Origin of the sequence: Streptomyces sp. NPDC049887, assembly GCF_040656535.1 — a bacterium.
Classification (GTDB): Bacteria; Actinomycetota; Actinomycetes; order Streptomycetales; family Streptomycetaceae; genus Streptomyces.
The window spans coordinates 116963-130798 of sequence record NZ_JBFAMM010000003.1 but is presented as its reverse complement, the minus strand read 5'-3'; the positions used below and the strand labels follow the sequence as shown (position 1 = coordinate 130798).

Below are 13836 nucleotides of genomic sequence, written 5' to 3'. Positions count from 1 at the left end.
TCACGCCTACGGTGTGTCGCGAGAGTCCCGTCCGGCCGAGGGCCGGCGACGCCCCTCTCGAAGCACGCCCTAGCCCCGCAGGCCCTGTGCCACCGTGATGCCCAGCGCCACGAAGAGCGTCACCACGACGAACACGAAGATCCGCTGGCGCAGCAGGCGGGGGTTGGCCGGCCTGCGCCCGGTGGACGTCGTCCTGGCCCCGGGCCGGGACGCGGGCCGGCCGCCCGTCTTCGCGCCGCCACGCGACTGCGGCGGCCGCGAGCCGCCCGTACGGGGGGCCTGCCGTCCCGGCATCCGTTCCCGGGACGCGGCCGGCCCCGAACTCCCCCCCGTGGCCGGCGGCCTGCCGCGTGTCGTCCGCTCCGTGTAACGCGCGGTCCCGCGCCCCGGCGTCAGCTCCTGCTCGGTCCGTTCCCGCTGCGCCGGGGGACGCACCTCCGAAAGCCCCTGCGCCTCACGGGCCGCGATCTCCTTCAGGCGCATGGACAACTGCAGGGTGCTGGGCCTTTCCTCGGGGTCCTTGGCCAGGCATGCGCGCAGCAGCGGGGCCAGCGCGTCCGGCACGCCGTGCAGTTGCGGCTCCTCGTGCACCACCCGGTACAGCATCACTTCGGAACTGCCGTGCCCGAAGGGGGAGTCGCCGGTCGCGGCGTACGCCAGCGTGGCCCCCAGCGAGAAGACGTCCGTGGCGGGGGTGACCACGGCGCCGCGCACCTGCTCGGGGGCGAGGAAGCCGGGGGAGCCGACCGCGGTGCCGACGTGGGTCAGCGTGCTCGCGCCGGTGGCCCAGGCGATGCCGAAGTCGATGATCCGGGGGCCCTTGGGGGAGAGCAGGATGTTCGACGGCTTGAGGTCCCGGTGGACCACCCCGGCCTCGTGGACGGCCACGAGCCCCTCGGACAGCGCCGCCCCGACGGAGGCCGTCTCGGCGGCGGACAGCAGGCCCTCCCCGGCCACCCTGTCGTGCAGGGACGGACCGGGTACGTACTGGGTGGCGAACCAGGGACGGTCCGCCTCGAGGTCAGCGGCGACCAGCCGGGCGGTGCAGCCGCCCCGGATGCGCCGGGCGGCCGACACCTCGCGGGCGAAGCGGGACCGGAACTCCTGGTCCTCCGCCAGGTCCGGGCGGATCACCTTCAGCGCGACGCGCTGGCCGCGCCGGTCGGAGCCCAGGTACACGACACCCATGCCCCCGGCGCCCAGTCGCCGGTGCAGTCTGAACGAGCCGACGACACGCGGATCCTCGCGCCGGAGCCGCATCATCGCCATGTTCATCCCCGCCGGCCGGTGGTCCTTCTGACGTGGCACAGCTTACGTACCCGCGGGCCGGTGTGCTCATAGGCCGCGCCCTCGCGGGCCGATCGAGTGTCAGTGCCCGGTGGGGGAATTGAGCAGTGGTCAGAAGCCCTGGGCAGCCACGGCCGCTGACCCGTGCGCGATCCCAACGAGGCGCGGCAGAAGGGGGGTTGGATCGGTGGAGGGCGACCGAGCGGAGATGACCGTGGACGCGGGGGACACGAGGGGGACGTACGAAGTGGTGGCAAGCCGGGCGGGACGGCGGGCCGGGACCGCGGTCCGGCGGGGGGTGGTCGAGGTGAGCGAAGTCACGCGTTCCGGTTCCATCGTGCAAACGACCCGCCTCATGGCAGACCGGGTACTGGCGCTGGTCGAGCGGCCCGCGCCCGCCGAGGCGCCCGGAGACCGCCGTCCCCTCCGGAAAGACCCCCAGACCGAGGTCCACTTCTCCACCCAGGGGAGTACATCGGGCCGGCCTGACTCATCCTCCCGGAGGCCCGCCAATCGGTACGCGGGCATGACGTGGCGAACCTCCCGGCTCCCTAGTCTTGAGGTCAAGCGGCGGGGGCGGCACTCGTCCCCCGAGGTCACGCACCCGCCGCGCCGACTCGACGGGAGAGGAACCATGGCGGACACGGCATCGCGGACCATGATCCGCACGCAGGGGCGCAAGGCCTTCGCCGCGTTCGACGGCCGTCCCGGCGGCCGTCGCCACCCGCTGGTGGCCACGGCCATGGTCCTCCCCCTCGCGACCCTGCTCGTCGTCGTCTTCGGCGGCTGGGAGGCAGTGGTCACACAGGCGTCGTCCGTGGGCGTGATGCTGGGGCGCTGAGCGGCGCCCCGGGCCCGGGAGAGCGGCCCGGGCCGGGGACATCCCACCCATAACCCCGTGGGGACGGGGGTGCGGCGGACGGCAGCGCTCGGCCGGCCAGCTGGGGAGCTGGCCGGCCGGCGCCATTGCTCCGGCCTGGACTGCGCCGTTCCGGTCCCCGAGCCAGGGACGGCGACCCCGTCGCCGTCCCTTCCACCCCGCACGCGGCACTCCGGGGCCCGTCCCGACCTCGCATCCGTGTGCCACCGGCCCCGGCCTTCGGTCACCACCGGTCCAAGGTCCGCCGGAGGCCCGGGCGCCCCTGCCCGTACCCTCGGCGCGTGGAGCGGAGCGATCGCGCGCTGGTGCGCGCCCTTGCGGAGGTGGCGCGGCAGGCCGCGCACGTGCCCGGGCCGCGGGGTGCGTGCCGGGCCTGCGGGCAGGAGGCGGACGTGCTGGCCGAACGGGCCGACGCCGTCGTCGTACGGCACGGCCCCGCGGTCGCCAAGGCCCACGCGCCGTGGACGGACCCCGAGGCGCACCGCGTGCGGATCGCCGTCGCCTCACATCCGCGACTCGCCGGGATACTCCTGCCTCCGGTCCGGGGCACCGCGCACCTCGGCGAGCGCCCCGTCACCGCTTGGCCCTACGGCAGTCCGGTGGACCCCGCCGACCCGGACGCGGCCCCCTGGGAGGAGGCCGCGGCGCTGCTCGCCCGGCTCCACTCGGTGCCGCCCGACGCCCTGCCCGGCCCGCTGCCCGCGATGCGGGGCCCCGCCAAGGCCGCCGCCGCGGTGGCGCGGATGCGCTCGGCAGCGCCCGCGCACCCCGCCGCGTGCGCCGTGCTCGGCGCCTGGAGCCGGCTACCCGCCTGGGCACGCGACGAGGCCCCCGCGCCCGTGCCCGCCCGGCTGTGCCACGGCGACCTCCATCTGGGCCAACTGGTCCGCCATCCCGCGGGCGAGGGCCCGTGGCAGCTCATCGACGTCGACGACCTCGGCCTCGGCGACGCCGCCTGGGACCTCGCGCGTCCCGCGGCATGGTTCGCGGCGGGCCTCCTCGCCCCCGACGTGTGGGCGCGCTTCCTGGGTGCCTACCGGGCCGCCGGCGGCCCGGCCGCGGGGCCCGGCGGAGCCGATCCGTGGCCACCGCTCGACGTGCCGGCCCGCGCCGTGACCGTCCAGGCCGCGGCCCTCGCCGTGGCGAGGAGCACCGCCGAGGGGCGCGATCTCGACGACGTGGAACGGGCGATGACCGACGCATGCGCCCGAATTGCCTCCCTCCCGCCCGAGTTGGACGACATGATCCCGTCGTAGATTGGGAACGGGATCACCCGATGAGACCGAGCGGCGAGGAGCTGACCGAACGATGCAGTGTCCCAAGTGCCATGCACCGATGCACACGTACAACCGCAACGGCGTCCAGATCGAGCAGTGCAGCGGCTGCCGGGGGATATTCCTGGACTACGGTGAACTGGAGGCGCTGACCCGTCTGGAGAGCCAGTGGGTGCAGCAGCCTCCGCCGCCCGCCCCGCAGGGCTATCCGGCGCCCGCGCAGCCGGCCTGGGGCGCCCCGCACCATGGCGGTCACCACCGCGGGCGGGGCTTCGGGCGGATGCTCTTCTCGTCCTGACGACCGGCCGGCCGCTCCCGGGACCGGTTCCCCCCGGGGTGACCGGGACCCGGCGGCGAAGGCGCTGGGAAACACGACGGTGCCCCCGGCCGCGCACTGCGACCGGGGGCACCGGACTGTGGACGATACTGGGATTGAACCAGTGACCTCTTCCGTGTCAGGGAAGCGCTCTCCCGCTGAGCTAATCGTCCTCGGGACCACGGCCCGGAGGCCGTGGGTACTGCGTGTGCTGCGTGGACGATACTGGGATTGAACCAGTGACCTCTTCCGTGTCAGGGAAGCGCTCTCCCGCTGAGCTAATCGTCCTTGGAGGTGGAGACGGGATTTGAACCCGTGTAGACGGCTTTGCAGGCCGTTGCCTCGCCTCTCGGCCACTCCACCCCGGAGTGCGGGGGTCGGGAAGATCCCCCTCATTCGAGCGGACGACGAGATTCGAACTCGCGACCCTCACCTTGGCAAGGTGATGCTCTACCAACTGAGCCACGTCCGCCTGTCGTTTCCGGCCCGCTTCCGCGTCCCGGCGACGTGTTGAACTTTAGCGGATTCCTGGGCCAGCACAAAAACGCGTTTCCGCAGCGTGCTGAGCCGTGCTCACGCGGGGTTGGTCTCCGGGTGCGCGCCGGAGCGGCCGCCCGGGCCCCGCCATAGACTCACAGCCGTGCACGATCTCGCTCCCATGGCCCGCTTCGGCGGCCTCGTCGCCACCGACCTCAGGGACGTCACCAGCGACCCCGAGGCGCTGGACTCGTCCGGCTTCTGGGCCGTCTCCGCCGATTTCGAAGGGCGTCTGACCTGCGCCCGCTTCGGTGACGTCCGGCCCGAGCCGGTGCCGGCGCCGGACCCGGCGCGTTGGTGCGGACCCGCCGCCGGGGACTGGACCTCGTCCCTGGACCGGGTCGCGTACACCGCCGGGGTGCGCCGCATCCGGGAGCACATCGCGGCCGGCGAGGTCTACCAGGCGAACCTCTGCCGGGTGCTGTCCGCGCCGCTGCCCGATCCCGCAGCCGCCGACGTCGACGCCCTGACCGCGCTCCTCGCGCGCGGCAACCCCGCCCCCTACGCGGGAACGATCAGGTTGCCGGCGCACGGCGTGGAGATCGCCACCGCCTCGCCCGAACTCTATCTGCGCCGGGAGGGGAGCACGGTGGAGTCCGGGCCGATCAAGGGGACCGGCCGCACGGCGGCCGACCTCCTGGAGAAGGACCACGCCGAGAACGTGATGATCGTGGACCTGGTCCGCAACGACCTCGGGCGGGTGAGCGCCTCGGGGTCCGTGACCGTCCCGGCCCTGTGCGCCGTCGAGGCCCATCCCGGCCTGGTCCACCTCGTGTCCACCGTCCGCGGCGAGCTCCTGCCCGGCGCCGGATGGCGCGAGCTGCTGGACGCCACTTTCCCGCCGGGCTCGGTCACCGGAGCGCCGAAGTCCAGCGCCCTGCGGATCCTGGCCGGGCTGGAGACGGCACCGCGCGGCCCGTACTGCGGCGGCATCGGATGGGTCGACGCGGACCGGGCGACCGGCGAGCTGGCCGTGGGCATACGCACCTTCTGGATCGACCGCTCCCAGGGGGTCCTCCGCTTCGGCACCGGCGCCGGGATCACCTGGGGCTCCGACCCGGAGCGGGAGTGGGACGAGACCGAGCTGAAGGCGTCCCGGCTGCTCGCGGTAGCGTCGGGAACGTACGCGCAGAGTGGAAGGACCGTGTGATGAGGATCTGGGTCAACGGTGGGCTGCGGGGCGCCGACGAAGCCCTGGTTTCCGTGTTCGACCACGGGCTGACCGTGGGCGACGGCATCTTCGAGACCGTGAAGGCGACCGACGGCCGCCCCTTCGCCCTCACCCGGCACCTCGACCGGCTCACCCGCTCGGCCCGCGGCCTCGGCCTGCCCGACCCGGACCACGACGAGGTACGCCGCGCCTGCACGGCCGTGCTCGAGGCCAACCCCATGCCGCTGGGCCGGCTGCGGATCACCTACACCGGCGGGTTCTCCCCGCTCGGCTCCGACCGCGGCGACAAGGGGCCCTCCCTCGTCGTCGCCCTCGCCGCGACCACGCGCAGGCCCGACACCACCGCGGTGGTCACCGTGCCGTGGACCCGCAACGAGCGCGGTGCGCTGGCGGGGCTGAAGACGACCTCGTACGCCGAGAACGTCGTCGCCCTCGCCCGGGCCCACGAGCAGGGCGCGTCCGAGGCGCTGTTCGCCAACACCGTCGGGCGGCTCTGCGAGGGCACCGGCTCGAACGTCTTCGTCGTCGTCGACGGCCAGCTGTTCACCCCGCCCGTCTCCTCGGGCTGCCTCGCCGGGATCACCCGCGCGCTGACCGCGGACTGGACCGGGGCGCAGGAGGCGGACCTGCCGATGGACGTGCTGGAGCGCGCCGAGGAGATCTTCCTGACCTCCTCGACCCGTGACGTCCAGGCCGTCCACCGCGTCGACGGCCGTGAGCTGCCCGGCGCCCCCGGCCCCCTGACGGCCAAGGCCATGCGGATCTTCGAGGAGCACGCCGCCGCGGACCCCGATCCGCTGCCCTGAGGAACGAGTCCGTACGGGCGTGGTGACGGGTGGCCTCCGGGCAGGTAGAACACCCCTGATGACCACCACCCTGCGGCCGACCGGGCCGCTTCAGCGGGGCGCGGACGGCGCCCAGGCACGCGGCTACGACGTCTGCGTCAACGGCAGGCCCGTGGGCACCGTCGAACTCGCCCGCGACCCGGACGCCGGTCCGTCGACCGGTGTCGTGCGGTCCCTGGGCATCGACGAGGGGGACCGGGGCCGGGGACGCGGCACGGTCGCGGCGCTCGCGGCCGAGGAGGTGCTGCGCGGCTGGGGCTGCAGCCGCGTCGTGGCAGTCGTCCCCGCGGACGCCGCCGCCGTCCTGCGCCTGGCCGGCGCGCTCTGGTACACCGAGACCGGTCGCACCCTGCGCAAGGAACTGCCGCCCGAGCCGCCCGCTCTGCCCGCCGGAACGGTGAGTCGCCCTCTCACGGACGCGGAGTTCGCGTCGTGGCGGTCGGCGGCCGTCGAGCGGTACGCGCGCACCTGGACGGAACGGGGCCTGCCACCGGACCGCGCCCGCGCCCGGTCCGAGGCCGACCACCTGAAGAAGCTCCCCGACGGCCTCGGGACCCGAGGCGCATGGCTGCGCGCGCTGGTCGTGGACGGTCGCACCGTGGGGCACGTCTGGGTCGCGCGACGGGCGCCGCGTCCGGAAGAACGGGGCGCCTACGTGTACGACGTGCACGTGGCCGAGGAGCACCGCGGCCGGGGCTGCGGACGCGCCCTGATGCTGGTCGCCGAGCGGATCGCCCACGAGGCCGGCGCGCCCGTGCTCGGCCTGTACGTCGCCGCCGGGAACGCCCGGGCCGTCGGCCTCTACGCGTCACTCGGCTATCGGACCGCCTTCCACCACCTCGCCAAGCCGCTGGTCTAGGGGGTGTCGCGGCGGGCAGCAACCCGCCCGGCTCCTGGCCCGGTCAGGACCGGTGTCCGGTGCAGGGGGTCACCCCCCGGCCCTCCGGCCCGGGGAAGGGTCGCGAGCGCCGGACCCGGTTGTGCCGCGCGTACGGCCGGGCGGGCGCGGGCCGCGCGTCACTCCGCGAGGAGCCGGTCCGCGATCTCCTCGATGCGCTCGCGCAGCCCGTCCTGGCTCTTGCCGCCGTCGAGCCTCTCGTCGCCGATGACGTACGTCGGGGTGCCGGTGACCCCGATCGCCCTGCCCTCGGCCTGGTCGGCGTCGACGATCAGGATGTGCCGCCCGTCGACCAGGGCGGTGTCGAACTCCTCGGCGTCCAGGCCGAGTTCACGGGCGACCCGGACGAGGAAGGACTCGCCCTCACCGTCCAGCTCCTCGACCCGGGCGAGCACGGCCTCCACGTACTCCCAGCCCTTGCCCTGTTCGACGGCCTCCTCCGCGGCCTGCGCGGCGGCGAAGGCGTGCTTGTGCTTCTCCAGCGGGAAGTGGCGCAGTCGCAGCTCCAGCCGGTCGCCGTAGCGCGCGCGCAGGGCCCGCAGGTCGGAGAGGGCGGTACGGCAGTCGGTGCACTGCAGCTCGCACCAGACGTCCAGGACGACGGGGGCGGGGGAGGGGTCGCTCATGGGGTCAGTCTTCCAGCCGTGCCGACCGGCTCCCAACCCGGACCTGCCCGGCACCTCAGGAGGAGGCCGTCCCGGAGATCTCCCTGAGGTGGGCCGGGTCCGTGGCCCCGGCCCCGTCGCCCGGTGCAGGATGGAGGTGACCGCTTTCCCCGGGGCGCCCCCCGGGGTGCCGTCCCGCTCGCCTGGAGGACCGGATGATTGCCGAGACGATTTGTGCCGCGGTGTCCGCGGCCGGACTGGGCATCGCCGCGGTCGCGGCGTACCGGAAGCGCTTCCTCACGGCGGCCCGCATCGCCGCGTACGCACTCGTTCCCCTGGGCCTCGTCCTGACGGGCGTCGTGGAGTGGGCGGCGGGCACGGTCTTCAGCCCCACGGCCTGGGTCGGCGTGGGCGTGCTCGGCGCGGCGTGGGGACTGTTCATGACCACGCGCACCGTGGAGCGGCGCAGGCTGGCCAGGGTGTCCGCGGCGGACGCCGCCGGACCGCGCGCGGTCGGGCCCTCGTCGTCGGCGCCCGCGGTCGGCGGGACAGGCCGCCCGAGCGCCGGGGCCGGGGGAGCCGCCAAGGCCAGGGGGAAGCAGTCCGCCGCCGGGGCGGACGACGACTTCAGCGACATCGAGGCCATTCTGAAGAAGCACGGCATCTGAGCCGCGGGGAGCCGGCCGGTCCCCGAAGTGCGCGGCCCGGGCGTCGAACACCACCACGGAATCCGGTGAACTGCCCCGGCGTTCAGGCGTGTTGGACGATCGTCGGGGCCCGTCCTGGGTCATCATCACCCCGAGATGCTGGATACCTCCCGGGGCCAGGCCCCCGCCCCCTCAGACGAGCCGCGTGGCTGCCTCTTCGCGCTCTCCCAGCCGCCCCTGATGATCTTCCTCGGGGTGATCGGCTGCCTTCTGCTCATGGCCGCGGTCCACGACCTGTTCCTGCTGTGAAGCGGCGGTCGTGCGTGATGAGACCGGGACTCAGCCGGCCGCTTCCCTGCGGCGTGCCCGGTAGGCGGCGACGTGCAGGCGATTGCCGCAGGTACGGCTGTCGCAGTAGCGGCGCGAGCGATTGCGTGACAGATCGACGAAGGCGCGGCCGCAGCCCGGCGCCTCGCAGCGCCGCAGCCGCTCCTGCTCGCCCGCCACGATCATGAACGCCAGGGCCATGCCGCAGTCGGCCGCGAGGTGCTCGGCGACCGAGGCGCCCGGCGCGAAGTAGTGGACGTGCCAGTCGTAGCCGTCGTGATCCGTCAGCTGTGGTGTGGTCCCCGCCGAGGCCACGAGCCGGTTGATCAGCTCGGCGGCCTCTCGGGCGTCCGGCGCGGCGAACACGTCCTCGAACCTGCTCCGCACGTCGCGCACGGCTTCGAGGTCCGGTGCGCGGAGCTCGCCCACGTCACTGATGTTGTACTTCTGCACGAACTTGTACAGCGACGGTACGTCCCCGAGCTCGTCGCCCTCGGGGCTCTCGTCGCGCTCGGGCGCGGTGTTCACCAGATCGACGACGATGTCGAGGGCGATGCGGGTGTCGTGAGGGATCAGCACGATTCGCTCCCTGGCCTGCTGCGGGCTGGGCGCCCGCCGAATTGCGCTGACTCTAGCCGGTCCGCGGAGAACGCGACGGCGCCGCCGTCGCGGTGGATTCCGCGACGACGGCGCCGGAGCTGTGCCCTTATGCGGTTCTCCGCGCAGTGCCGTCTCCCCGAGTCGGACGGCGCCTGCTGTCCTCGCCCTGGTTCAGCTTTCCGCCAGGATGTGCGAGAGCTCGGTATCGAGATCGAAATGGCGATGCTCCGTGCCGGGCGGGACCGCGGCGTCCGTCCGCTTGAGGAACGACTCCAGGGCCCGCGCCGGCGCCTCCAGCAGGGCCTCGCCCTCCGGAGAGCTCAGTGCGATGCAGACGACGCCCTGGCCGTGACTGCGCGACGGCCAGACTCTGACGTCGCCGGTTCCGGTGGGCCGGTGAAGACCCTCGGCGAGAAGGTCGCGGGCGAACACCCATTCGACCGTCTCCTCGGCTCCGGTGTGGAAGGTGGCGTGCACGGCATACGGATCGGCCGTGTCATACCGCAGGCCCGCGGGTACAGGCAGTGAGGACTCGCTCGATACAACGAGGCGCAGGTGCAGCTCGCAGCTGACCGTGGTGTTCATAAGCGCCAGGGCCTTTCGCTCAGTGTGCGCTCGGGGATTCGCACGTCGGCGAAATCGACATGCCACCTACGGTGCCGTTGTAAACCCCTCTGTCTGTTTTGTGATCCTTGGGGTACCCCGTTCGGAGGAGTTCAACGTACGACCGTGCGGTCATGCCGACCGGCTGATTCGTCGGGTACGTTTGGATTATGAATGCGGAGAGTGACGAGCGGACCGGGGCTGCCGCCACTGCGGCCCGGGGCTCCGCCACGGGGGATGTGACCGCGCCCGCCGATCCCGTTCTCGGCTCGAGGGCGCCCGAGTTCGTGAAGAGCAGGCGGACGCTTCATCTGAGCTGGCAGGTCGGCGTCTTCATCGTCGGCTTCGCGGTCGTCGTGGCCGGTGTGATCATGCTTCCGCTGCCCGGGCCGGGCTGGTTGGTGATCTTCGCGGGCATGGCGATCTGGGCCACCGAGTTCGTCTGGGCGCAGCTCGTCCTGCACTGGACGAAACGGAAAGTGACCGAGGCGGCACAGCGGGCGCTGGATCCCAAGGTCCGCCGCCGCAACCTCGTCCTGACCACCGTCGGACTGGTGATCATCGGCGTGCTGTGCGCGATCTACCTCAGGAACTTCGGGTTGGCGATGCCGTGGAGGATCGACCAGTGACCGACGCCTGAGACGACCGCCCGAATGCCGCTTCCGGGCCGGGGTCGGATGGTCATGAGGCACCGCTGACATGGGGTAATGTTTGCGGTGCGCCCGGGCGATTAGCTCAGTGGGAGAGCGCTTCGTTCACACCGAAGAGGTCACTGGTTCGAACCCAGTATCGCCCACCACCCGGACCGAGGGCCCCGCAGACCGAGAGTCTGCGGGGCCCTCGGCGTGCACGGCCGCATCCGGCGGGATCACCCGTTCAGCGCATCCGGCCGAGGGTTTCCCGGATCCGGCGAGCGTCGCGCAGCCGCTGCTCGTACGTCGCCCCCACGGCCAGCAGCAGCAGTCCCGCCAGCGCGGGCGGCAGCCACCGCGGCAGGGCGTCGACGACCTGGATGACGTACGGCGCGAGCTCGTGCAGCGCGACCAGGGCCAGGGTCAGGCCGCCGAGGAGCAGCGGCGCCCGGAGCCGCAGTCGGGCGCCGGCGAGCGTCACCCCGAGGGCGGCGAGACCCAGCAGAAGCGGTCGCGGCCAGCCGGTGTCGCCCCAGGCCGCCAGCAGGCTCGGCACCAGCGTCGCGGCGAGTCCGGGACCGTAGGCCACCCATGACGAGGCGGACGGGTCCCTGCGGCGCCGCAGTAGGCCGACGGCCAGCGCCGGGACGGTCACGGGCAGGGTGTACGCCTCGGGCACGTCCACCTCGGACGCGGCGAGGCGTACCCACGTCGCGGCGACGAACAGCACCGCGGCGACGTACCCGGCCAGGGGCCGGCGCTCGGCCCGGACCGCCGTGCCCGCGGCCACGACGCCCGCGAGCGCGAGCACCAGCGCCAGGGTCGGCGGGTGCGGCACCGCCAGTGCCACGGCGACGAGTCCGGCCGCAGCGGACGTCGTCTCCAGCGGCAGGGCGACCGGGTGCCGGCCGAGCCCGGCGCCGAGCAGTGCGACCGCCGCCGGTACGGCGAGGAGCGCGAGGCCGATGCGGTGGCCGGGAAGCTCCGCCGCGGCCGCGGCTGCGGCCACGAGCCCCGACGCGCCCACCACGGCCGCACAGGCGGCGGCGGTCCGGACCGGCCCGCGGGCCGCCGTCGCGGCGGCGGCGCACAGCGCCACCAGTACGCCCAGCGCGATGAACGTGGTGGGCCGGGACGCCAGCCCGAGCAGCGCCGCGCTGGTCGCCGATCCCAGAGCGCACACGAGCGCCGTCCCGGCGAGGGTGCGGGCGGGGTCGAGGGCGCGTGACGGGGGACCCGGTGGTGCGGCGACGGGTTCGCCACGGGTGGTGCCGTCGGGCCGGACCGGTCCCGCCACGGGCCCCGCGGCGTCGCCGGACGCCTCGCCGGGGGCGCGGCCTCCGGCGACGGGGCCGGCCGGGTGCGGCTCGGGCCCGGCCTCCTCCGCCGTCGGCAGGAAGGCGGCCGCGAGCGAGGGGCGGGCCGCCAGGGTGAGCGCCGCGGCCGTCACCGTCAGCTGGACGGCGAGCGTGGGCCCGAGCGGGAGCGACAGGGCGACGGGGACGGCGACGGTGGCCGACCATGTCAGCACGAGCGCCGCGCACTCGGCGGCGGGGCGGGGCAGCGGTACCGCGGGGAGCAGCCGTGGTGCCGCCCACAGCACCGCCGCCACCGCCGCCAGGACCACCGGAGCGGTCACCGCACCCTCCGGCAGGGCGACGTCGTCGACCGGCGGTCCGCCCCAGACGTCATCGAGGGCGGCGGCCGGTCCCGTCAGGGCGAGCAGGGCGACCGGCGCGGCCCACAGCGCCGAGGCGAGATGGACCAGGCCGGACGAGACCGCGAGCCCGGTGAGCACCCCCCGCGGCAGCGGGGCGCGTACGGCCGTGAGCAGCACCGCTGCGCACAGCAGGTACGCGGGCACGGTCCAGCTCGCCGGGACCGTCGTCCGCAGTACGCCGCCGGCCGCGGCGACCGCCGCGAGACCGCCGACGGTCGCGGTCACCGCCGCTGCCGCCGGTGCGCGCCACGCCGCCACCAGGGCCAGGGCCGCGGCGGTGAGAAGCAGCAGGGCCGGTTCCGCCGAGGCGGCCGGGGATCCCGCGGACAGGGACAGCCAGAGGCCGGTCAGCAGGGACCAACCGCCCGTCGTCACGGCGCCGGTGACGGCGAGCGCCCGGACGGCCTCCCGCCGGGCGGCGAGCGCGATCACGACGTCGGTACCGGCCGTCGCCAGCGCCGCCCACGCGGTGACCTCGGCGCCGCCGCCCGTGGACAGCGCCCAGAGCGGCAGTGGGAGCTGGCCCGCCACCACCGCAGCCGGCAGCGGCAGGCGCAGCCTGCCGACGGCGCGCCCGTACGCGGCCCACACCGCCGCGAGAACACCGGCGGCCACGGCCGTGAAGGCCACGGCGTCGGTCCCGGGAAGCGCGGCGCGCCGCAGCGCGTACGCGTCGAGGACGGTCAGGACGAGACCGAGCGCCGCCACCGACTCCGCGGTGGAGACGAGCTTTCGGCGCAGCAGCAGGAGCGGCGTCCCGAGGGCGGTGACGGTCACCGCACCGAGCACGAGCGCGCGGCCGCCGATGCCCATGTGCCCCCAGCTGACCAGGGTGAACGCGACGGCGGCGATCGTCAGCAGGACCCCGCCCAGGGTGAGCAGGACGTTCTGCGCACTGGGCGGCGACGTCTCGGCCGCGGTTGCCGGGGAACGGGCGGGGACCGGGGCCGGTGCGGTGCCGGGGGGCCGCAGGGCCGTCAGCAGCCAGGCCCTGCGGGCCAGCAACCGGGCCCTGCGGGCGTCGAGTTGGACCAGCTCACGGTCGATGAGCCGAAGCTCTTCGGCTGGCGGCGGTGCGTTCTCCATGGTGGCGAGTGTGGCGCGGGACACAGGGGGCCGGAATGGGCGTGGATACTCAGATCGAGGGTGAGTACGTGCGTACCCGGGCCGGCGCCCCGCCGGGGTCGGCCGGCGGGGCGCCGAAGGGGGTTTGAAGGAAACCCGCCGGTACCTGTATGGTTCAGTCCGTTCCCGGGCGATTAGCTCAGCGGGAGAGCGCTTCGTTCACACCGAAGAGGTCACTGGTTCGAACCCAGTATCGCCCACAGGCAGAGGCCGGTCCGTCATCAGACGGGCCGGCTTTGCGCGTTCCCGGCCCATGGTGCCTGATGGATCGTCACCGAGGTCGTGGGGAACGGAGTCGGAACCGCTTCCCGCACGCCCCTTGACTCGTTCCCGTCCGTTGGCTTGAATGCGCATGAAGAGGTCCAGACC

At 74.1% G+C, this 13836-nt stretch carries 14 protein-coding genes, 6 tRNA genes and 1 pseudogene; 12 read left to right on the top strand and 9 right to left on the bottom strand.

Going from position 1 to position 13836, the window contains the following annotated elements:
• Window positions 1-69: 69 nt before the first annotated feature.
• Window positions 70-1275 (bottom strand): protein kinase, encoded by a 1206-nt coding sequence (locus AB0J10_RS04775; RefSeq protein WP_363058258.1) that lies wholly within the window; start codon window positions 1273-1275, stop codon window positions 70-72.
• Between the two features lie 199 nt (window positions 1276-1474).
• On the opposite strand from AB0J10_RS04775, the pseudogene AB0J10_RS04770 reads away from it, so the two are divergent.
• From AB0J10_RS04770 to AB0J10_RS04755, 4 genes and pseudogenes are all read left to right on the top strand, one after another.
• A pseudogene (locus AB0J10_RS04770) lies at window positions 1475-1732 on the top strand (hypothetical protein); the annotation flags it as partial.
• Window positions 1733-1921: 189 nt separating this feature from the next.
• Window positions 1922-2128 carry a hypothetical protein gene (locus AB0J10_RS04765; protein WP_093656992.1) on the top strand — a complete coding sequence of 69 codons (207 nt, stop codon included), beginning with the start codon at window positions 1922-1924 and terminating at the stop codon, window positions 2126-2128.
• A 344-nt stretch (window positions 2129-2472) separates the two neighbouring features.
• A complete protein-coding gene (locus tag AB0J10_RS04760; protein ID WP_363058256.1) occupies window positions 2473-3423 on the top strand; it encodes an aminoglycoside phosphotransferase family protein in 951 nt (316 codons plus the stop codon).
• Window positions 3424-3475: 52 nt separating this feature from the next.
• Window positions 3476-3739: a zf-TFIIB domain-containing protein gene (locus tag AB0J10_RS04755; protein ID WP_363057816.1), complete on the top strand. Its 264-nt coding sequence runs from the start codon at window positions 3476-3478 to the stop codon at window positions 3737-3739.
• A 119-nt stretch (window positions 3740-3858) separates the two neighbouring features.
• Here AB0J10_RS04755 and AB0J10_RS04750 read toward each other — a convergent pair.
• The 4 genes from AB0J10_RS04750 to AB0J10_RS04735 all read right to left on the bottom strand — a co-directional run bounded on the left by AB0J10_RS04750 (window position 3859) and on the right by AB0J10_RS04735 (window position 4229).
• Window positions 3859-3930, bottom strand: a tRNA-Val gene (locus AB0J10_RS04750).
• Window positions 3931-3973: 43 nt separating this feature from the next.
• Window positions 3974-4045, bottom strand: a tRNA-Val gene (locus AB0J10_RS04745).
• Between the two features lies 1 nt (window position 4046).
• Window positions 4047-4120 (bottom strand) — tRNA-Cys (locus AB0J10_RS04740).
• A 36-nt stretch (window positions 4121-4156) separates the two neighbouring features.
• A tRNA-Gly gene (locus AB0J10_RS04735) sits at window positions 4157-4229 on the bottom strand.
• Between the two features lie 168 nt (window positions 4230-4397).
• Between AB0J10_RS04735 and AB0J10_RS04730 the strand changes: the two genes are divergently transcribed.
• From AB0J10_RS04730 to AB0J10_RS04720, 3 genes are read left to right on the top strand one after another with little or no spacing between them, the layout of a single operon-like run.
• Window positions 4398-5444, top strand: coding sequence for a chorismate-binding protein (locus tag AB0J10_RS04730; RefSeq protein ID WP_363057814.1), 1047 nt, complete (start codon window positions 4398-4400; stop codon window positions 5442-5444).
• Window positions 5444-6271 carry an aminodeoxychorismate lyase gene (locus AB0J10_RS04725; protein WP_363057812.1) on the top strand — a complete coding sequence of 276 codons (828 nt, stop codon included), beginning with the start codon at window positions 5444-5446 and terminating at the stop codon, window positions 6269-6271. Before AB0J10_RS04730 ends, AB0J10_RS04725 begins: the two co-directional genes overlap by 1 nt.
• A 58-nt stretch (window positions 6272-6329) precedes the next feature.
• Complete coding sequence (locus AB0J10_RS04720) at window positions 6330-7169, top strand: GNAT family N-acetyltransferase (RefSeq protein ID WP_363057810.1); 840 nt, start codon at window positions 6330-6332, stop codon at window positions 7167-7169.
• Between the two features lie 158 nt (window positions 7170-7327).
• On the opposite strand, the gene AB0J10_RS04715 is transcribed toward AB0J10_RS04720, so the two are convergent.
• Window positions 7328-7834: a DsbA family protein gene (locus AB0J10_RS04715; protein WP_363057808.1), complete on the bottom strand. Its 507-nt coding sequence runs from the start codon at window positions 7832-7834 to the stop codon at window positions 7328-7330.
• 194 nt (window positions 7835-8028) lie between these two features.
• Here AB0J10_RS04715 and AB0J10_RS04710 point away from each other — a divergent pair, with 194 nt between their 5' ends.
• Together AB0J10_RS04710 and AB0J10_RS04705 are read left to right on the top strand one after the other, a co-directional pair.
• Window positions 8029-8481, top strand: coding sequence for a hypothetical protein (locus AB0J10_RS04710; protein WP_363057806.1), 453 nt, complete (start codon window positions 8029-8031; stop codon window positions 8479-8481).
• Between the two features lie 135 nt (window positions 8482-8616).
• Window positions 8617-8769, top strand: a complete 153-nt coding sequence (locus AB0J10_RS04705; RefSeq protein ID WP_017945528.1) for a hypothetical protein — start codon at window positions 8617-8619, stop codon at window positions 8767-8769.
• A 30-nt stretch (window positions 8770-8799) separates the two neighbouring features.
• Here the strand turns inward: AB0J10_RS04705 and AB0J10_RS04700 are convergent, their stop codons facing one another.
• Both AB0J10_RS04700 and AB0J10_RS04695 read right to left on the bottom strand, forming a co-directional pair.
• Window positions 8800-9366 (bottom strand): CGNR zinc finger domain-containing protein, encoded by a 567-nt coding sequence (locus tag AB0J10_RS04700; protein WP_363057804.1) that lies wholly within the window; start codon window positions 9364-9366, stop codon window positions 8800-8802.
• A gap of 192 nt (window positions 9367-9558) precedes the next feature.
• Complete coding sequence (locus tag AB0J10_RS04695) at window positions 9559-9972, bottom strand: SsgA family sporulation/cell division regulator (RefSeq protein WP_003959770.1); 414 nt, start codon at window positions 9970-9972, stop codon at window positions 9559-9561.
• A gap of 188 nt (window positions 9973-10160) precedes the next feature.
• Here AB0J10_RS04695 and AB0J10_RS04690 point away from each other — a divergent pair, with 188 nt between their 5' ends.
• Together AB0J10_RS04690 and AB0J10_RS04685 are read left to right on the top strand one after the other, a co-directional pair.
• Complete coding sequence (locus tag AB0J10_RS04690; RefSeq protein ID WP_363057802.1) at window positions 10161-10619, top strand: TIGR02611 family protein; 459 nt, start codon at window positions 10161-10163, stop codon at window positions 10617-10619.
• A 95-nt stretch (window positions 10620-10714) separates the two neighbouring features.
• A tRNA-Val gene (locus AB0J10_RS04685) sits at window positions 10715-10789 on the top strand.
• A gap of 77 nt (window positions 10790-10866) precedes the next feature.
• Here AB0J10_RS04685 and AB0J10_RS04680 read toward each other — a convergent pair.
• On the bottom strand, window positions 10867-13428 hold the full coding sequence (locus tag AB0J10_RS04680) for a hypothetical protein (protein WP_363057800.1): 2562 nt from the start codon (window positions 13426-13428) through the stop codon (window positions 10867-10869).
• Between the two features lie 167 nt (window positions 13429-13595).
• Here AB0J10_RS04680 and AB0J10_RS04675 point away from each other — a divergent pair.
• Window positions 13596-13667: transfer RNA gene (locus AB0J10_RS04675), tRNA-Val, on the top strand.
• The last annotated feature ends 169 nt before the right edge of the window (window positions 13668-13836 follow it).